The sequence below is a fragment of the Pseudoduganella sp. GW821-FHT05F09 genome (assembly GCF_059419605.1).
The window spans coordinates 124,312-144,524 of the sequence record NZ_JBWKSD010000001.1; the positions used below are offsets into that span (position 1 = coordinate 124,312).

The window sequence follows — 20,213 nt, forward strand, 5'->3', positions numbered from 1 at the left end:
GATCGAACCAATTCGATTAGACACCTTGAGGAGGAGATCCCCCATGAAGCAAAAACCGCAACTCCAGCGTGCCGTGCTGGCAACCGCAGTCAGCCTGGCTGTACTGCAGATGGCCAGCCATGCGCAGGCTCAAACCGCCCCGGCCGGCGAGCAAGTGCAGGCCGTGGTCGTTACTGGCTCGCTGATCCGCCGTGTCGCCGACGAAGGCGCCACCCCGCTGACCACCATCAAAGCCACCGAACTGGCTGCGCGTGGCCACACCGAACTGAAAGACCTGGTGCTGGAGCAGCCGCAGTCGCTGTCGCTGGGCACCAACTCGGGCGCCGCCGGCCCCGTGACCAACTTGCGCGGCCTCGGCCCGATGCGCACCCTGTCGCTGCTGAACGGCCGCCGCCTGGCCAACGAGCCGCTGCAGGACCAGTACGTGTCCGTCAACGTGATGCCGCGCATGGCGCTGGACCGCGTGGAAACCCTGAGCGGCGGCGCCGCTTCGATCTACGGCGCGGACGCCATCGGCGGCGTGCAGAACTACTGGACCAAACGCGGCTACGAAGGCGCCACCATCAAGGCCGAATACGCCACGCCTGAAATGAGCGGCGGCGGCGACACCAAGTCCATCGGCGCCATCTTCGGCTACGGTAACCTGAGCAGGGACGGCTACAACGCCTACATCGCGGTCGACCACCAGAAGAAATCGGCGCTGTTCCAGAAGGACCGTCCGGAGCAGCACGACCCGGCCATCCTGCGCACGCTGGGCCTGGGCATCCTGCCGGACGCCCGCAACGCCAGCCCGTTCGCCAACTTCGGCTTTACCCGCGCGGCCAACACCAACTACAACCCGACCTTCGCCACCGGATGCGGCGACGGCACCTATGCGCTGCCAACGCTGGGCAACGCCAGCGCCAACACGCCGCCGACCTACGCGCCGGGCTGCGCCCGCAATGCGCTGTACTGGACCGCCATCACCGACGGCAGCGAGATCACCAACGTGGCGGCGCGCGCCAGCTGGAACTTGTCCGGCGGCCACAAGATCGACCTGGACGTCCTGCACAGCAATTTCACGGTGCAGAAATACCGTGGCATGCAGGTGCCGGGCGCTACGCAGCCTTTCACCACCTATACGCTGCCGTCCACCAGCCGCTTCTACCCTGGCAAAGGCATCACGCCTAATGTGCAGGTGGTGGGCAGCAACACCGGCGCCAACACGCCGACCATGTTTATCGACGCGACCAAGACGCCGGGCGCCGTCACCAGCCTGAATCTGAACAACCGTCCCATCTACTTCCAGTGGGGCCCCGCCGAACTGGGACCTGCCTACCGCAACGACGAACAGACCAACAACCGCCTGGTGCTGTCGGCCGAGGGCGAAGTCATGGGCTGGGACTACCGCGCAGGCCTGAACTACGGCGCCTCCGAGCGCGACACCCGGGTGGGCGAAGGCTACATCCTGTACAGCAAGGCGCAGGAAGGCTTCGACAAGGGCATCCTGAATCCGTTCGGCCTGCAGGACGAAGCCGGCGCGCAATACCTGCGCGACATCCAGGCCAATGACTACACCTACCGCCTGAACAAAGCCTACAACAAGAGCGTGGACGTGACCCTGTCGCGCGCGCTGATGCCGCTGGGCGGCGGCGACCTGACGCTGGCAGTGTCCGGCGAATTGCGCCGCGACTCGGCACGCACCTTCAACGCACCGCTGGACTATGTGCTGAAGAAGGCCGACGGCAGCTACAACATCGACGCCGCAGGCAACGTGGTGCAGTCCGACCTGGTGGGCGAAACCCCGCAAGGCGTGGCCAAGAAGCTGAAGCGCGACATCTCCTCGCTGGTGATGGAGATCGATGCGCCGCTGACCTCGACCTTCCTGCTGAACGGCGCCGTGCGCGCCGACCACTACGACGACCTGAAGCAAACCACCGTCAATCCGAAGCTGGCCGCACGCTGGCAGCCGATCAAGGAACTGGTGCTGCGCTCCTCGCTGTCGACCGGTTTCCGCGCGCCGTCCATCATGGACATCCAGAATCCGACGCCGGAAGTGCGCACCCAGGTGATGGATGACCCGGTGCTGTGCCCAAGCACGCAGCCTACGGTTGCAGGCACCGGTACGCCGAAGCCTGGCTACACTGCGGACCAGGTCTGCAACGTGACCACCAACTACTGGACCAAAACGCCGAACAACGCCTTCCTGAAGCCGGAGAAGTCGCGCGGCTTCTCGTTCGGCGGCGCGTATGAGCCGATCAAGGACCTGGCGCTGACGGTGGACTACTGGGGCCTGAAGCTGAAGGACGTGCTGGGCGCGCTGACCATCGCCGAAGTGCAGCAGAATCCGGCCAAGTACGAGGAATACATCATTCGCGGTGCGAACGGCGTCATCGACCACATCGTGGCCAGCCAGGCCAACCGCGGCCAGACCCGCATCCGCGGCGCGGACGTATCGGCCAGCTACCGCTTCCCGGCCACCAGCATCGGCAACTTCGATGCGAAGATCGACGGCACCTGGTATCACAAGTATGAGTTCCAGAGCGAGAAGGACGGCCCATGGCTGCAGAACGTAGGCATCATCACCAATGATGGCCGCTTCGGTGGCGCAGGCCCGAACTCCGGCCTGGCCGGCATGCCGCAGATGAATCCGCGCTGGAAGTACACGGCGGCTGTAACCTACACCACCGGCGACTGGAGCGGCACCCTGTCGCAGCGCTTCCAGACCGGCCTGACCGACCTGACGCCGCGTGCAGGTTCCACGCTGACCACGGTGGATTCGTACAGCCAGTACAACCTGAACGTGCGCTACAAGGGCTTCAAGAACACCACCATCAGCCTGGGTGTGAACAACTTGACCAAGGAATGGCCGCCGCTCACCTCCAACAGCATCTACGGTGGTGGCTACGTGACCAGCATGGCCGACATGATGGGCCGCGTGTATCGCCTGTCGGTTGAATACAAGTTCTAAAAAGCTTGTTTGAAGGGCGCGGCTCCGCTGTTGGCGGAGCCGCGCTTTTATCGTTGTTGGGAGACTGATTTGTTCATGACACTTCGCTGTTTCGCCGCTATTCCCCTGTTCATCGTCTTGACGGCCCACGCGGCTGCCCCCATCAACCGGCAAGCGCTGGCCGCGCGCCACTCCCCCCATTTATCCGCCATCGACACCATGGCCCCGCTCAGCGTGGGCAATGGCCGCTTCTGTTTCACGGCCGACGTCACCGGCCTGCAAACCCTGCCCGATCATTACCGCGCCGGCGGCACGCCGCTGGAAACGCAGGCGCGCTGGTCCTGGCATGAAAATGCCAACCCGAACGGCTACAAGCTGTCCGACGCCAACCGCGACTTCACCGCGCATGGCCGCACGCAGGGCTATCCCACCAACGCGGGCTCGCCGGCCGGCGTGTGGCTGCGCGAAAATCCGCACACCCAGCCGCTGCCGCAGATAGGTTTTGTGATGGCGGGCGAGGGCGCGCGTGCGCTGACCGCCCCCGACGTGGCCGCCGTGGACCAGCGCCTGGACCTGTGGCAGGGCCAGCTGCAAAGCCGCGTGCGGCTGCTCGGCCAGCCGGCCAGCGTGCGCAGCACCGCCAGTCCGGACAGCGACACGCTGGCGCTGCATATCGAAACGCCGCTGTTCGCACAGGGCAAGGTGGCGGTGCGCATCGCGCTGCCGCTGGGCTACGACCTGGCGGCGGCCAAGCACAATCCCCCTCTGGACTGGTCGCATCCCGACGCGCACAAGAGCACCGTGCTGGCGCAGACCGCGCGCACGCTCACCGTTGAGCACAGCCGCGACGCGTCGCGCTACAGCATGACGCTGGCCGGCGCCGCGCCGCTGTCCATCACGCGCAGCGGCCCGCACAGCTTCGACATCACGCCCGCAGCGGGCAAGGTGATGGACCTCACGCTGACCTTCGTGCAGCTTGGCGCGGGCACGCAGGGCGCCGAGAATGCGGCGGACCAGCCGGCGGGCAAGCTGACCGCCGCGCAAATATTTGCCCGCAGCGCCGCCTTCTGGCGCGGCTACTGGCAATCCGGCGCCGCCGTCGATTTCACCGGCAGCACGGACCCGCGCGCGCAGGAGCTGGAGCGGCGCGTGGTGCTGTCGCAGTACCTGGCCGCTATCCAGCTGGGCGGCGAGCTGCCGGCCCAGGAAAGCGGGCTGACTACCGCCACCTGGTTCGGCAAGCACCACAGCGAAATGGTGTGGTGGCACACCGCCCACTTCGCGCTGTGGGGCCGTCCCGGCTACACCGCGCGCACGCTGGACTGGTTCAAGCGCACGCTGCCCGCCGCGCGCGCGGTGGCTGCCGAGCGCGGCCTGCAAGGCGCGCGCTGGATGAAGATGACCGGTCCCGGCGGCCGCGAAAGCCCGGGCGGCAATCCGCTCATCGTCTGGAACCAGCCGCACCCCATCCACCTGGCCGAGCTGCTGTACCGGGCCGACCCCACGCCCGCCACGCTGGCGCGCTACGGCGAACTGGTGTCCGAAACCGCGCAGGCCATGGCGTCCATGCTGCACTGGCAGGAAGAGCGCCAGCGCTATGTGCTCGGCCCGCCGCTGTGGATAGCGCAGGAGATCTACGACCAGTCCACCAGCATGAATCCGGCCTATGAGCTGGGCTACTGGGCCTGGGGGCTGGAGAAGGCGCAGCAGTGGCGCGAGCGCGCAGGCCTGCCGCGCAATCCGGACTGGGAACACAAGCGCACCCATTTGTCCGCGCTGCCGCAGAAGGACGGCAAATACGTGGCCGTGGAATCGCATCCGGACACCTGGGACAACGTGGACAGCCGCCATGACCATCCGTCCTTCCTGATGGCGCTGGGCCAGTTGCCGGGCGACGGCGTGGACCCCGAAACCATGCGCAGCACGCTGCACGCGGTGCTGGTGCAATGGGACTGGGCCACCAAGATCTGGGGCTGGGACTATCCCATGATCGCCATGACCGCCGCGCGCCTGGGCGAGACCGAACAGGCGGTTGCCGTGCTGATGAAAACGGACGGCCCGAACAACAGCTACACGCAGGCGGGCCACAACCCCAACAAGGGCTTGCCGGTCTACCTGCCCGGCAACGGCGCGCTGCTGGCGGCCGTGGCCATGATGGCGGGCGGCTGGGAAGGCGCGCCAGGCCGCGCCGCGCCTGGCTTCCCTGCGGACGGCCGCTGGGTGGTGCGCGCGGAAGGATTCAAGAGGCTGCCATGATGAGTAAACGCTACTTCCTTAAAGCCGCCGTGGCTGCGGCGGTCGCACTGGGCGCCGTCCTTGCCGCGCCGTGGAGCGCTGCGGCGCCCGCCGTGGTGGAACGCTGGGGCAGCACGGAGATTGCGCTGTCCGGTCCCAGCGCGGGCAATCCCTTCATGGAAGTGGAGCTGTCGGCCACTTTCCGCCAGGGGGAGCGCGCGCTGAAGGTGGCGGGCTTCTACGACGGCGACGGCCAGTACAAGATCCGCTTCATGCCGCCCGAAACCGGCGAGTGGGAATACGAAACGCAGAGCAACCGCGCGGAACTGAGCGGCCGCAAAGGCACGCTCACCGCCGTGGCGCCGTCGGCCGGCAACCACGGCCCGGTGCGCGTCAAGAACACCCACCATTTCGCCTACGAGGACGGCACACCGTTCTGGCAGGTGGGCACCACCAGCTACGCCTGGGCGCACCAGACCGAGGCGCTGGAGCAGCAGACGCTGGCGACGCTGGCCGGTGCGCCGTTCAACAAGCTGCGCATGGCGATCTTCCCCAACCAGGACGTGAAGAACCAGCCGCAGCGCTTTCCTTTCCCGGGCCAGCCGCCCAAGGGCTGGGACCTCACGCGCTTCAATCCCGAATTCTTCCGCCATATCGAACAGCGCGTGGGCCAGCTGCGCGAGCTTGGCATTGAAGCGGACCTGATCCTGTTCCACCCTTACGACAAGGGCTACTGGGGCTTCGACAGCCTGCCGGCCGACGTCAACGAGCGCTATCTGCGCTACGTCGTCGCGCGGCTGGGCGCCTACCGCAACGTGTGGTGGTCCATGGCCAACGAGTTCGACTTCCTCAAGGCCAAGAGCATGGCGGAGTGGGACAGCTACTTCCAGACCGTGCAGGCCAGCGACCCATACCAGCACCTGCGTTCCATCCACAACGCCTTCGTGTTCTACAACCACACCAAGCCCTGGGTCACGCACGTGAGCGTGCAGAGCGGCGCCATTGCCGAGGACTTCGAGCGCGCGGTGCTGTTCCGCGACGTCTACAACAAGCCCGTGGTGTACGACGAGGTGAAATACGAGGGCAATTTCTCGCGCCGCTGGGGCCAGCTCAAGCCGGAGGAAATGGTGCTGCGCTTCTGGGAAGGCGCCATCGCGGGCACGTATGTGGGCCACAGCGAAAGCTATGAAGACCCGAACGGCCTGGTATGGCTGGGCAAGGGCGGCGTGCTGAAAGGCCAGAGCCCGCCGCGCCTGGCCTTCTTCCGCAAGATACTGAGCGAGAGCCCGCCGGAAGGGCTGGAGCCGATAGACAAGTGGCAGAACCATCCCTTCGCGGGCAAGCATGCGCAGTACTACCTAGGCTACTTCGGCCTGGGCAAACCCAAGAGCTGGCCGTTCGTGCTGTTCAAGACCGGCCTGAAAGACGGCATGAAATTCAGGGCCGAAGTGATCGATACATGGAATATGAAGGTGACGCCAGTGAACGGTACTTTTGAAATCGACAAACGCGACGACTATACTTTTGCAGACAAAAACGGCCGCAGCATCGCGCTGCCGGGCAAGCCCTATATGGCGCTGCGCATCGTGCGGGTGGAGCAATGATGGCCGCCCGCCTGCCGCGCACCATCGCCGCCGCCGCGCTGTTGGCCGCCTTTGCGCTGCCCGCCGCCAGCCACGCCGAAATCATCGGCCACATGAAGCCTGCGGAAGCGCTGAGCGAAGCGGCCGTTGCCGGCCTTGCGGGGCAGGAGCAGGCCGCCTGGCTGGCCTACATCTCCCGCTCGCGCGCGCTGATGGCGGCGGACAAGGCCGCGCTGGCGGCCGAACGCGCAGGCATGGCCCCTGCGGCCATTGCGCCGCCGCCGCCGCATTCGGGAAGCCGTGACGGCGGCATGCCGCTGGGCCGTCCCGCCGCCTGGTACGGCGGCGCGGAAGCGCGCGTGGTGGCCCTGAACATTGTCAGCTTCCAGACGCCCGCCGGCGGCTGGGGCAAGAACGTGGACCGCAACGGCCCCGCGCGCCAGCGCGGCCAGCACTACATCGCGGACGACCACACGCCCGGCCTGCCGGTGCAGAGGGAAGCCTGGAGCTACGTCGGCACCATAGACAACGACGCCACCACCACCGAGCTGCGCTTCCTGGCCCGGGTGCTGGCGCAAACGCCGGCCGGGGAGGGCGCGGCCTACCGCGAGTCCTTCCTGAAAGGCCTGCGCTACCTGCTCAATGCGCAATATCCCAACGGCGGCTTCCCGCAGAACTACCCGCTGGAAGGCGGCTACCACGACGCCATCACCTTCAACGACAACGCCATGGGCAGCGTGGTGACGCTGCTGGACGAGGTCGGAGCCGGAAAGGGCGACTATGCCTTCGTCCCGGCCGCCATCGCCGCCGAGGCGCGCGCCGCCTCGGCCAAGGCGATCCGGATGATACTGGCCGCGCAGATTGTGGTGGCAGGCCAGCGCACCGGCTGGTGCCAGCAGCACGACCCGGTAACGCTGGCCCCTGTCGGCGCGCGCAATTTCGAGCCGCCATCGCTTACCAGCTCGGAAAGCGCCTCGCTGCTTAACCTGCTGATGCAGCAGCCCAACCCCACGCCGGACACCGTGGCGGCCGTCCGCGCCGCCGCCGCCTGGCTGCAGCGCGTCACGCTGCGCGACGTGGAGTACACCGGCAAGGAGTCGGCGGGTGGGCGGCAACTGGTGGCCAAGCCGGGCGCCGGCCCGCTGTGGTCGCGCTACTACGACATCGCCACCATGAAGCCCATCTTCGGCGACCGTGACCGCAGCATCCACGACGACGTGAACGCCATCAGCCTGGAACGCCGCAACGGCTACGCGTGGTTCGGCAACGGCCCGGCCCGGGCGCTGGAGAACTATGCCCGCTGGCCGCACCGTTGAAAGCATTTTATTTGACCAGGACAGGGCATAACGTTAAAATGAATGCACTAAAGAAATAGCATGTTGAAACCAAAACTCCGTTTCCGCATTACCTCACACAGGTAGCATCTCATCCCGCCCAAGCTTGCGCCACGATGAAGCTGCTGCCTCGAAACGGAGTACTCGCATGTTTGCCAAGACCACCATCCGCTTGCGGCTCATTTCCACCATGGCGCTGCTTGGCCTGCTTATTGTCGGCACGGGCCTGAGCGGCCTGCATGGCATGAACACCATCAACGCCAGCCTGCGCGACGTCAATACCAACACCATGCCGTCCGTGGTTGCGATCCTGAATTCGCAGCTGTTCCTGAGCCGCGCGCGGCTGGCCATGGACCGCGTGACCATGCACCCGGAAGATCCGGACGCGGCCAAGACCTTGCAGCGCGCCGCCGCTTTCGTGGCGGAGTCGGACAAGGCCTGGGCCGTCTATCTGGCGCTGCCGCAAGGCGCCGACGAAAAAGTGCTGTCGGACGACATGGACAGCCGCCGCCGCAAATTCATCGACGACGGCTTCCAGCCGCTGGCGGCCGCCGTCAAGGCGGGCGACGCGGCCAAGGCCGACGCCATCACCATGAAGACCATGCAGCCGCTGTTTGCCAGCCTGTCCGACAGCGCGGCCAAGCTGACCGACTACCAGGAACGCAGCAATCTGGCGCAGTTCGACGCCAGCCAGGCCATGTACAGCCAGCGCCTGTGGCTCACGCTGGGCGCCATCGGCGGCGGCGTGCTGCTGATGCTGATCGCCTGCGTGTCGCTGCTGCGCTCCATCCTGCGCCCGATCAACGAGGCGGTGGGCCACTTCACCAGCATCGCCGGCGGCGACCTGTCCAACCGCATTTCGGTGGACGGCCATGACGAAATGGCGGTACTCATGCGCGGCCTGGCCGGCATGCAGGCCAAGCTGGCGGCCCTGGTGCGCGGCGTGCGGGACGGCACCGCGTCCATCGCCACCGCCACCCACGAGATCGCCGAGGGCAATCTGGACCTGTCGCGCCGCACCGAGCAGCAGGCGGCCAGCCTGGAGGAAACCGCGTCCTCGCTGGAGGAGCTGACCGCCACCGTGCAGCAGAATTCCGAGCGCGCGCGCCAGTCCAACCAGCTGGCGCAGGCGGCGTCGGAGATCGCGGTCAAAGGCGGCGCGCTGGTCGGCGGCGTGATCGGCACCATGGGCGCCATCCGCGAATCGTCCACCCGCATCCAGGATATCATCGGCGTGATCGACGGCATTGCGTTCCAGACCAACATCCTGGCGCTGAACGCTGCGGTGGAAGCCGCCCGCGCCGGAGAGCAGGGACGCGGTTTCGCCGTCGTCGCGTCCGAAGTGCGCAGCCTGGCGCACCGCAGCGCCGACGCGGCCAAGGACATCAAGACGTTGATCGGCGACTCGGTGGCCAAGGTCGACAGCGGCGGCCAGCAGGTGGGCGAGGCGGGCGCCACGATGAATGAGATCGTGTCCAGCATCCGCCGCGTGGCTGACATCATGGGTGAGATCGCCGCCGCAGGGCACGAGCAGGAAATGGGCATAGGCCAGATCAATGTGGCGGTGGCCGAACTGGACGACGTGACGCAGCAGAACGCGGCGTTGGTGGAGGAAGCCGCTGCGGCGTCCGAATCGCTGAAGGAGCAGGCCGAGAAGCTGGCCGACGTGGCGAGCGCTTTCCGTGTCGACGGCGTGGACGGCGGTGCCGGCGCAAGCCGGACAGGCAGCGCGCGGCGTCCCGTTGTGGCGGGCCTGCTGCAAAGGGCCTGACGGGCGCCTGGGCGCTCGGTTAAGATGGCCGCTTATCGCATAAAACAGCAAGGATAAGCGGCATGAGCGACATACTGAAAACACTGCATGGCAACCGCCTGGCGGCCCCCTTCGCGCGGGCGCTGGGCCTGCCCAAACCCGTGACGCTGGCGCGCGCCGCCGGCGGCTACGAGGCGCAGCCCTTTGCGGGTCAGGCCGCGCTGCTGCTGGCGGCCGGCGGCGGCTACGCTGCGCAGGCCTTGCGCAGCGCGCTGGAGGAAGCCGGCGCCAGCGTGGCGGCCGCGCTGCCGGAGGACGAACGCCAGCAGGCCGGCATCGTGGTGATGGACGCCACCGGCTGCCGCTCTCCCGCCGACTACCGCGCGCTGTACGACTCCTTTCACCCCATCATGCGCCGCATCGCCCGCAACGGCCGCGTCCTGATTGCCGCGCCGCTGCCGGACGCGGGCGGCGATCCGGTGCAGGCCGCCGTGGCGCGCGGCATTGAAGGCTTCAGCCGCTCGCTGGGCAAGGAACTGGGACGCAAAGGCGTCTGCGTGAACACCGCCTACGTCGCCGCAGGCGCGGAAGACCGGCTGGCGGGCGTGGTGCGCTTCTTCTGCGGCAAACAATCCACCTATGTGTCCGGGCAGGCGGTGCGCGTCACCGCGCGCGTGGCGGCGCCGGGCGCCTTGCCGCAGGCGCAGGTCCTGGCGGGCAAGACCGCGCTGGTGACCGGCGGCGCGCGCGGCATAGGCAAGGCCATCGTGGAGCGCCTGTCGCAGGAGGGCGCGCGCGTGGTCTGCCTGGACGTGGCGGCGGCCGCCGAGGAGCTGCGCAGCACCTGCGCGCAGTTCGGCGCCATTCCGCTCACGCTGGACATCACCGCGCCGGACGCTCCGGCCCAGCTGGCGGACTTCCTGCGTGGCCAGGGCGGTGGCCTGGATATCCTGGTCCACAACGCGGGCGTGACGCGCGACCGCACACTGTCCAATATGAAGCCGCAGGACTGGGACATGGTGGTCAACATCAACTTCGCCGCCATTACGGCCATCGACGCAGTGCTGCTGTCCAGCGGGCTGCTGCGCGACGAGGGACGGATTGTGTACCTGTCGTCCATCAGCGGCGTGGCGGGCAATTTCGGACAAAGCAACTACGCGGCCACCAAGGCGGCGCTGATAGGCTACGCGGCGGCACAGGCGCCTTTGCTGGCGGCGCGCGGCATCTGCGCCAACGCCATTGCGCCGGGCTTTATCGAAACCGCCATGACAGCGAAGCTGCCGTTCTTCACGCGCGAGATAGGCAGCCGCCTGAACGCGCTGATGCAGGCCGGCCAACCCAGGGACGCGGCCGAGCTGGTGGCCTTCCTGAGCAGCCCCGGCGCCTATGGCGTCAGCGGCGAAACCATACGCGTGTGCGGCCAGGGCGTGATGGGCGCGTGAGCTGTCATGTCAATGTAATAATCCTGTGATCCAATAAGGTCCGCTGTAAAAAACATAACAGGGACCGGGAATCATGGGCTTCAGCGTGATGGTGGTCGAGGACGAGTCGGCTATCCAGGAGCTGATCGCAGCCTCGCTGAAAGGATACGAGGTGCGCTGCACGGGCAGCGCGGAAGCGGCCGTGCTGGCGCTGGCGCAGGCCACGCCGGACTTGCTGCTGCTCGATTGGGGCTTGCCGGGACAGTCCGGCATAGACCTGCTCCGCCGCCTGCGCGCGCAGGCCCGCACGCGCGCGCTGCCGGTCATTATGCTGACCGCCCGCAGCCAGCCGCAGGACGTGGTGTTCGGCCTCGAGTGCGGGGCGGACGACTACATCGCAAAGCCATTCAGCCCGCTCGAGCTGCGCGCCCGCGTGCAGGTGCAACTGCCGCGCAGGGCGGGCATGGCGCTGAACGGCTTGCAGCTGGACCCGGCGGCGCGGAGCGTTTCGGCCGGCGCGCGCGGCCTTGCACTGGGGCCTGCTGAATTTTCCCTGCTGCGCCATTTCATGCGCCACCCGGAACGCATCCATACGCGCGCTGCCTTGCTGGAGCAGGTGTGGGGCAATGACAGCGGCGTGAGCGAGCGCGCGGTCGATACACGGGTGCGGCGCTTGCGCCTGGCCCTGCAGGCCAGCGGCCACCACGCCATGATAGAAACCGTGCGCGGCGACGGCTACCGCCTGGCGGTGTCGCGCTGAGCGCGGGTTGATGGCATGGACGATATCGTTACGCCTTCGGCGCGCGAGCTGGAATACCTGGTGCGGATAATTGAACGCGCGGCCACCGTGCGCGCCCGCGCGGGCTGGTCTTCCTGGTCGCAGGGACTGCTGCAAACGCTGCTGCCGCATCAGGCCATGGTTTGCCTGCAGTTCGGCGAACGCGGCCAGCTGCTCGATGCGCATTGCCTGCACGGCGAGATGGCGCACGCGGCGCAGGAGGAGCGCCTTTGCGCCCTGGCGGCGCGCTTGTCCGCCATCTGCCGCAGCCAGTATGGCTTGCCGTGGGCGGTTGCCGGGGCGGAGACGTCCGCTGCGCTGGCGGAACTGCGGCGCGAGATTGCCGGGCTGGTGGCGGGCGGGCTGCTGCTGCACGGGTCTGGCGATCTGCAAGGCGGCGCCAGCATGTTCGTGCTGTTCGGGATGCCGGACGAGGGCAGGGCGCGGCACAAGTATTTCATCGAGCTGCTGCTGCCTTGCATGCATCTGGCCTGGCAGCGGCAGGCGGCGCACCAGTCCACGCCCGGCCTGCCGCAGCAGGCGCCCGCGCTGGCCGACCCGCTCACCGGGCGCGAGCTGGAGATACTGCGCTGGCTGAAGGAGGGCAAGATCAACGCGGAGATCGGGCTGGCGCTGGGGATCAGCGCGCATACGGTGAAGAAGCATGTCTACAACATCTACCGCAAGCTGAATGTGCAGAACCGCGTCCAGGCGCTGTCACGCGCCGCCGCGCTGGCGTTGACCGCGCAGGCGGTTTGATGCGCGCCGCGCGGACAACGCCTATGCTGGCGGCGTTTGCCTGCGCCGTGGCCATGGCGCTTGCCGCCGCCCCGTGCAGCGCGGCAGGCGCAGCTTCGGCTTCGAGGCCGCTGACGCTGGAGCTCTACAACGTCACCCTGCAGCAGGCTTTCGGCGAACTGGCGCGTTCGTGCGGGCTGGTATTCGACTTCGGCGCCGGCGTGCGCACCGACCGCCGCATGTCGCTCTTCCTGAAAGACGCCGAGCCTGAATCGGTCCTCTACTACGCACTGCGCGCCAACAGCCTGGCCATGCTGCCTCCGCGCGAGGGCCGCGCATTGCTGGTGCCGGCCGACGAGACCGACGACGCGCCCACGGTGGCCATCGGCACATCCTCCTTGCTGATCGAGGTGAGCAAGGATGACGCGGACGTGCAGCAGCAGCGCGCCCGCATGCCGCCGCCGCCCTCCGCGCCAGCGGCAACGCCAGCCGCAGCGGCGTCCACGGCGGCGTCCACAGCACAGCCGGCAGGCACGCTGCTCGACTGGAAGATCCGTCCGCGATCGCGGGTGGGCAGCAATTTCACCGTGCAGATTTTCCTGCGCTCCGACCGCCAGGTGGATGCCGTGCCGCTCACCGTCAGCTTCGACGGGCAGGCGTTCGAAGTGGTGCGGGTGGAGGCGGGCAGCTACTGGGGGCCGCAATCGAGCCTTGGCAGCCGGGTGGACCCTGGCGGAACGCTTACGCTGGAAGCCGCGCGCGCTGAAGCCGCCGGCACCGGCGCCGGCACGGTAGCCGGCCAGCCCGGCCTGCTCGCCTCCATCACCTTCCGCGCTGCCGCCGCCGCGCCGGCCGCCCATATCCAGATTGTCGCCGCGCGCGCCGTGGGCAGCGACGGCAAGGACGCCGGCGTGGCCGTCCCGCTGCGGCACGCGATGCAGGTCCAGCCCTGAGCGCGCATACGCCGTTCGGCCTATTTTCCATGTCAAACATGACATCACGTTGACACACTTGCAATCTACCATCCTCGGCTGAGCTGCGACGCGCGCAGCGACATCAAACCCCCAACGGAAGCCGACTATGCAAACCCCTTTCAAACTGAAGCACCACCTGCTGCTGGCCGCAATGGGCATGGCCGCCGCCGCGCTGGCCCACGCCGAACCGTTCAAATTCGGCGTCATGGCCGATACTCAATGGACCAGCAACGACGCGGGCAACAACCCGAACACGGTCGCGCTGGGCATCATCAACCAGATTCTGCCCAAGTTCGTGGAGCATCAAGTGAAATTCGTGGTGCAGGTGGGCGACCTGACCGACAACGGCAGCACCGGTGGCCTGGACACCTGGAATGTGGCCGCGCAAACCCTGTACAACAACCGTATCGGCTTCTACCCCGTGCGCGGTAACCACGAGCCTTCGGCCACCGCCGCCGCGCGCTTCACCGCCAACTTCCCGCAAACGCGTGGGCAGGGCGCGAACGTGGCGGGCGCCATCAACCACGCCAGCCCGGCCACGCCGGTGGGCCTGACCGGCCTGACCTACTCCTTCGACTACGGCAACACCCGCTTCATCGCCGTGGACCAGTACACCCGCACCAGCGGCAGCACGCCCGCCGTGAACTCGGCCGCGCTGGACCAGCTGGGCTGGATCGGCCAGCAGCTCGACGGCAAGCCCGCCGACAGCCACGGCTTCGTGTTCGCCCACAAGGAACTGATCGGCCAGAACCACACCGACGTGCTCACCGGCGCGGACCCTGCCGCCAACGCGGCGCAGCGCAATGTGCTGATCGGTGCGATGGCGCGCAACAAGGTGCGCTACTTCCTGGGCGGCCATGACCACATGCACCACCGCTCCATCGTCAAGAGCCCGGACGGCGCGGCCACCGTGCAGAACATCATCCACTCTTCCGACAGCTACAAGTTCTACGTGCCGTCGGTGCCGTCGAAAGACCAGACCTACAACGCCGGCAACCGCCAGGAAATGCCGATTGCGCAGGAGCTGTTCAGCATCGGCTACTACATCTTCACCGTGGACGGCCCGCGCCTGACGGTGGACCACTACGCGTCCGACAACGGCTGCGGCGGTTCGCTGGGCGCAGGCCGTGACTGTGACCTGACCCGCACCCCGGCGCTGACCTTCTTCAAGCGCGAGAGCTACGGCTACAGCCTGAACGGCAAGGAGTTCATCGTGCAGCCGGGCGCCAGCTTCGCCAGCATCGCCGACGCGGCGCCGGCCGGCGGCAACTGGGGCGGCACCAAAATGGCAATCCTGGACGGCGCCAACGCCGTCTCCACCACGCTGTATGACGGCCGCGTGGCGATCCAGGACGTGAACACCGGCTGGTCCAGCCGCGCCGACATCGACGCCAACGGCGCCGCCAAACTGAAAAGCGACGCGCTGACCCTGTGGGGCATGGAAAACGCCATCGGCAGCGAAGAGGCGGACGTGTTCACCCTGTCGCTGAGCTACGACGCCAACGCGCGCGGCCCGCTGGCGCTGGTGGCGCGTCCCTTCAACGGCAGCGCATGGGAGCCGGTGGCCTCGCGCAACCTGGGCGGCAGCGCCAAGTACGTGGTCGGCCCATGGAAAGCCGGCTATGCGCTGGGCACCTACGGCGTGGACCCGGCCACCCGCACCGCCTGGGCGGTGGTCAACCGCGGCGGCGAGTTCGCCGTAGCGCAAACCATCAGCGGCGACCTGAATGGCGACGGCGTGGTGGACAGCCGCGACGTGGCCCTGCTGACGCAAAAGGTCAACCGCGACGCCTCCGAACTGCCGGCCGCCGACCTCGATAACGACGGCAAGATCACCGCGCTGGACGCCCGCAAGCTGGCCAGCATCTGCAACAACGCCAACTGCGCCATCGCCAACTAACCCCTATATCTGGAGCTACCATGATCAACATCATCCGCAAACAGGCGCGCAAGGCGCTGACCGCAGCCCTGCTGGCCGCCAGCGCCATCGGCGCGCCCGCCATGGCCACCACCCTGAGCTTCACCCCCGCCGCCGGCAGCGTGACGGTGGGCGGCAACGTCGCCGTTGACGTGCGCGTATCCGGCCTGGCAGCAGGCGTGGACGTGGGCGCGTTCGACTTCAGCGTGCTGTTCAATTCCGGCGTGCTGAACCTGACCGGCTACAGCCTGGGCGCCGCGCTGGGCGACCTGTCCGCCTTCGAAGCGCTGGACGTGAGTGCCGGCAGCACCGGCAGCGGCAAGTTCAACCTGGCCGAGATCTCGCTGCTGTCCGACCTGGGCTTGCAGCAGGACTCGTTCACGCTGGCCACGCTGTACTTCACCGCCGTCGCTTCCGGCAATGCCGCGCTGTCCCTGGGCGACGTGGTGCTGGGCGACGCCTTCGGTGACGCGCTGGCTGCGGACCTGGGTGGCGCCGCCATCAGCGCCGTGCCGGAACCGCAAGCGCTGTTGCTGTTCATGAGCGGCCTGGCGCTGCTGGGCGCCGCGCGCCGCCAGCGCAAGCAGTAATGCAGTGGGCGCCCGGCTTCGCGCCGGGCGCCATCGAGACTCCGCCGACCCAGCCTATCCCCGCATCCATGACCTCCATCCTCAAGAGTTTCCAGCGCCGCGCCGCGCTGCTGTGCGCCGCCATGCTGTGCCTGGCCGCTGCGCCGTCATTTGGCGCTGCCGCCGCCGCCGTCCCCGCCGCGCGCAACGGCGAAGCCGCCCCCATGCTGATCGCGCGCCAGGGCCACACGGCCACCGTGCTCAGTGACGGCACCGTGCTGGTGGCCGGCGGCATAGGCCGCGACGGCGCCGCTACCACCCACACCGAAATCTACGACCCCAAGACCAATAAGTGGACCGAGTCCGAGACCATGACGGTGGCGCGCTCGCAGCACACCGCCACGCTGCTCGCCAACGGCAACGTGCTGGTGACCGGCGGCGTGGACCGCACCACCTTCCGCAACAACGCCGAAGTGTACGACCCCGCCGCCAACACCTGGTTCGCGCTCGGCCCCATGAGCGAAGCGCTGCGCGCCGCGCACACCGCCACGCTGCTGCGCGACGGCCGCGTCTTCATCGCCGGCGGCCACGGCTATCCGGACGACGACGAATACGAAGACACCATGGCGCTGGCCACCGCCGTCATCTACGACCCGCAGTCGCAAACCTGGACCAAGGCCGCGCCCATGCGCACCGCGCGCCAGCTGCACGCGGCCACCTTGCTGGCCAACGGCAAAGTGCTGCTGAGCGCAGGCGCGGGCGAGTTCGGCGGCCTGTCCGACAGCGAGATCTACGACCCCGCCAGCAACAGCTGGGCGCCGGGCGGCGTGCTGCGCGAGCAGCGCTGGTCGCACACGGCCAGCCTGCTGCCGAACGGGAAAGTGCTGGTCACTGGCGGCTTCGGTTCCAACCGCTCGCTGGCCAGCGCGGAACTGTACGACGCCGCGCAGCAGCGCTGGTCGCCCGCCGCGAGCATGGCAGCCGCGCGCCATTTGCACACCGCCACGCTGCTGCCCAGCGGCCGGGTGCTGGCCGAAGGCGGCGTGATCGCCAGCGGCTCGCTGCCCACGGCGGAGCTGTACGACTACGCCGCCGACCGCTGGACCCCGGCCAAGGTGGCGCTGCGCAAGCGCTTCAGCCATTCGGCCACGCTGCTGCCCGGCGAGCGCCTGATGCTGCTGGGCGGCCTGGACGCCAACGACATCCTGTCCAGCGCCGAGGTGTTCAGCCTGAAGGCGGTGGAGGCGGCGCCGTAGCGGGGGGCGGGCGAGGTAGTCCTTTTTTCGCTTTTGCTATACGTTTTTTGGTATTGATCGGTAAAGCTTTTCAAGTTGATACTGGCTGTCCGATCAATCCATTTTCCCTGCCATGCGCCTGATTCCCCATCTGCTGCTCGCCGCCGGCGTGGGCATGAGCGTGTCCGCCCATGCCGCCGACCGTGTTTCCTTCAACGCCGACTGGCGTTTCATGAAAGGCGAGCCGGCCGGCGCCGCAGGGACCGGCGCAGCGCCTGGGCTGGACGACAAGGCCTGGCGCAAGCTGGACCTGCCGCACGACTTCGGCATCGAAGGCCCGTTCAAGCAGGAGTACGAAGGCGAAACCGGCAAGCTGCCTTGGTGGGGCGTGGCCTGGTACCGCAAGACCTTCACCGCGCCGGCCGCCGACGCGGGCCGGCAAGTCTACCTCGACATCGACGGCGCCATGTCGCACGCCACGGTATGGCTCAACGGCCAGCAGGTGGGCGGCTGGCCTTACGGCTACAGTTCCTTCCGCGTGGACCTGAGCAAGCACCTGAAGCCGGGCGCGGAGAACGTGCTGGCGGTGCGCATCGATAATCCGCCCGACTCCTCGCGCTGGTATCCGGGCGGCGGCATCTACCGCAATGTGTGGCTGGTGAAAGCCGCGCCGCTGCATGTGGCGCATAACGGCACCTTCGTCACCACGCCCATCGTCAAGGCCGGCGAGGCCACGGTGGACGTGCAGGTGACGCTGGAGAACAGCGGCGGCGCCACGGCCGCGCAAGTGTCGACCGCGATTTACGCGCTGGATGCGGCGGGCCGCCGCACCGGACCGGCGCTGGCGCAAAGCAGTCCGTCGGCGCTGACCAAGGTGGGCGCGGGTAGGCAGATCCTTCTGGCCCAGTCGCTGCAGCTGGCGCAGCCCAAATTCTGGAGCCCGTCCAAGCCGCAGCGCTACGTGGCGGTGACCACCGTGTCCGGCGAGGGCAAGGTGGCGGACGAAGTGGAAACGCCGTTCGGCGTGCGCACCGTGGCCTTCGAGGCCGGGCGCGGGCTGATACTGAACGGCGAACATGTGCCCATCCAGGGCGTGTGCATGCACCACGACCTGGGCGCGCTGGGCGCCGCGCTGAACGTGCGTGCGCTGGAGCGGCAGCTGGAGATCCTGCGCGACATGGGCGTGAACGCCATCCGCACCACGCACAATCCGCCCGCGCCGGAAATGCTGGAGCTGGCCGACCGCATGGGCTTCCTCATCGTGGAAGAGGCCTTCGACGCCTGGCGGCTGCCGAAAAAGAAGAACGACTACGGCACGCTGTACGACGAGTGGCACGAGAAGGACTTGCGCGCCATGGTGAAGCGCGACCGCAACCACCCCAGCATCATCATGTGGAGCATAGGGAACGAGATCCGCGAGCAGGGCGAACCGGAGGGCTGGAAGATGGCGGCCCACCTGGCGGACATTGTGCGCAGCGAGGATCGCACGCGCCTGACCACGGCCGGGTTCAACCACGTCGTTTCCGGCTACAACGGCTTCCAGACCGCCGTGGACGTGGTGGGCTTCAACTACAAGCCGTGGGAATACCCCACCTTCCACAAGAGCGCGCCGCATATCCCGGTGATAGGCAGCGAGACCGCGTCCACCGTCAGCTCGCGCGGCGAATACTTCTTCCCGGTGAGCGACGACAAGTCGAAAGGCCTGGCCAACTTCCAGGTCAGCAGCTATGACTTGTCGGCGCCGCGCTGGGCCTCCGCGCCGGAGCTGGAGTTCAAGGGCCTGGACGACAATCCTTTCGTGGCGGGCGAATTCGTCTGGACCGGTTTCGACTACCTGGGCGAGCCCACGCCCTACAACGCGGACAGCACCAATGCGCTGAACTTCACCGACCCTGCCGCACGCGCGCGCGCCGAGAAGGAGCTGGCGGAGCTGAGCAAGGTGAAAGTGCCGTCGCGCAGCTCCTACTTCGGCATCGTGGACCTGGCGGGCTTCAAGAAGGACCGCTACTACCTGTACCAGGCGCGCTGGCGTCCGGAACTGCCGATGGCGCACCTGCTGCCGCACTGGAACTGGCCGGAGCGGGTGGGGCAGGTCACGCCGGTGCATCTGTACACTTCCGGCGACGAGGCGGAGCTGTTCCTGAACGGGAAGTCGCTGGGCCGCAAGCAGCGCGGCGCGCGCGACTACCGTTTGCGCTGGGACGACGTGGTGTACCAGCCCGGCACGCTGAAAGCGGTGGTGTACAAGCAGGGCAAGCCCTGGGCCGAGGATACTGTGCAGACGGCGGGCAAGGCCGCCAGGCTGGCGCTGACGGCAGACCGCAGCGCGCTGCAGGCCGACGGCAAGGACCTGTCCTTCGTCACGGTGGCGATCACCGACAAGGAGGGCAGGCCGGTCCCGCGCAGCAGCAGCGCGGTGCGCTTCACCGTCAGCGGACCGGGCGAGCTGGTGGCCACCGACAATGGCGACGCCACCAGCCTGGTGTCCTTCCAGTCACCCGAGCGCGCCGCCTTCAACGGCCTGGCGCTGGCCATCGTGCGGACCAGGGCGGGGCAGGCGGGCGCGATCACGGTGACGGCGTCCAGCGAGGGCCTGACCGGCGGCAAGCTTACGCTGACCAGTTCCCCCCCGCGTTAGATTTCGCACAGACGCGGGTGCGTCGTGGTCCCAGATATCTGGCTGCACAAGCAGGTGATGGCGAAGCTGGCCGCCAACGGCGGCAAGGTGCCGGCGGACCTGGCGTCCTGA

At 67.8% G+C, this 20,213-nt stretch carries 14 protein-coding genes; all 14 read left to right on the forward strand.

The annotated features are described in order from the left end of the window. The first annotated feature begins 43 nt into the window (after positions 1–43). The 14 genes from AC07S4_RS00435 to AC07S4_RS00500 all read left to right on the forward strand — a co-directional run bounded on the left by AC07S4_RS00435 (position 44) and on the right by AC07S4_RS00500 (position 20,213). Positions 44–2,950 (forward strand): TonB-dependent receptor domain-containing protein, encoded by a 2,907-nt coding sequence (locus AC07S4_RS00435; RefSeq protein ID WP_494984719.1) that lies wholly within the window; start codon positions 44–46, stop codon positions 2,948–2,950. 75 nt (positions 2,951–3,025) lie between these two features. Then, positions 3,026–5,185, forward strand: a complete 2,160-nt coding sequence (locus tag AC07S4_RS00440) for a hypothetical protein (RefSeq protein ID WP_494984720.1) — start codon at positions 3,026–3,028, stop codon at positions 5,183–5,185. Then, on the forward strand, positions 5,182–6,768 hold the full coding sequence (locus tag AC07S4_RS00445) for a DUF5060 domain-containing protein (protein WP_494984721.1): 1,587 nt from the start codon (positions 5,182–5,184) through the stop codon (positions 6,766–6,768). The genes AC07S4_RS00440 and AC07S4_RS00445 overlap by 4 nt, the downstream gene beginning before the upstream one ends. Next, the gene (gene pelA, locus AC07S4_RS00450; RefSeq protein WP_494984722.1) at positions 6,765–8,063 is read left to right on the forward strand and encodes a pectate lyase; all 1,299 of its coding nucleotides are present in this window, start codon (positions 6,765–6,767) and stop codon (positions 8,061–8,063) included. Before AC07S4_RS00445 ends, pelA begins: the two co-directional genes overlap by 4 nt. A gap of 166 nt (positions 8,064–8,229) precedes the next feature. After that, entirely contained in the window at positions 8,230–9,852 is a 1,623-nt protein-coding gene (locus tag AC07S4_RS00455) for a methyl-accepting chemotaxis protein (protein ID WP_494984723.1), read from the forward strand. A 62-nt stretch (positions 9,853–9,914) separates the two neighbouring features. Further along, positions 9,915–11,273 (forward strand): 3-oxoacyl-ACP reductase, encoded by a 1,359-nt coding sequence (locus tag AC07S4_RS00460; protein WP_494984724.1) that lies wholly within the window; start codon positions 9,915–9,917, stop codon positions 11,271–11,273. Positions 11,274–11,346: 73 nt separating this feature from the next. Beyond that, entirely contained in the window at positions 11,347–12,012 is a 666-nt protein-coding gene (locus AC07S4_RS00465) for a response regulator (protein WP_494984725.1), read from the forward strand. Between the two features lie 15 nt (positions 12,013–12,027). Continuing rightward, positions 12,028–12,789: a helix-turn-helix transcriptional regulator gene (locus AC07S4_RS00470; RefSeq protein WP_494984726.1), complete on the forward strand. Its 762-nt coding sequence runs from the start codon at positions 12,028–12,030 to the stop codon at positions 12,787–12,789. 23 nt (positions 12,790–12,812) lie between these two features. After that, entirely contained in the window at positions 12,813–13,721 is a 909-nt protein-coding gene (locus tag AC07S4_RS00475) for a cohesin domain-containing protein (protein WP_494984727.1), read from the forward strand. 127 nt (positions 13,722–13,848) lie between these two features. Then, the gene (locus AC07S4_RS00480; RefSeq protein ID WP_494984728.1) at positions 13,849–15,642 is read left to right on the forward strand and encodes a dockerin type I domain-containing protein; all 1,794 of its coding nucleotides are present in this window, start codon (positions 13,849–13,851) and stop codon (positions 15,640–15,642) included. 20 nt (positions 15,643–15,662) lie between these two features. Continuing rightward, positions 15,663–16,250: a cohesin domain-containing protein gene (locus AC07S4_RS00485; protein ID WP_494984729.1), complete on the forward strand. Its 588-nt coding sequence runs from the start codon at positions 15,663–15,665 to the stop codon at positions 16,248–16,250. Continuing rightward, entirely contained in the window at positions 16,250–17,485 is a 1,236-nt protein-coding gene (locus AC07S4_RS00490) for a Kelch repeat-containing protein (protein WP_494984730.1), read from the forward strand. The genes AC07S4_RS00485 and AC07S4_RS00490 overlap by 1 nt, the downstream gene beginning before the upstream one ends. 112 nt (positions 17,486–17,597) lie before the next feature. Continuing rightward, positions 17,598–20,102 (forward strand): beta-galactosidase GalB, encoded by a 2,505-nt coding sequence (gene galB / locus AC07S4_RS00495; protein WP_494984731.1) that lies wholly within the window; start codon positions 17,598–17,600, stop codon positions 20,100–20,102. Positions 20,103–20,126: 24 nt separating this feature from the next. Beyond that, a complete protein-coding gene (locus AC07S4_RS00500) occupies positions 20,127–20,213 on the forward strand; it encodes a DUF3597 family protein (RefSeq protein ID WP_494985578.1) in 87 nt (28 codons plus the stop codon).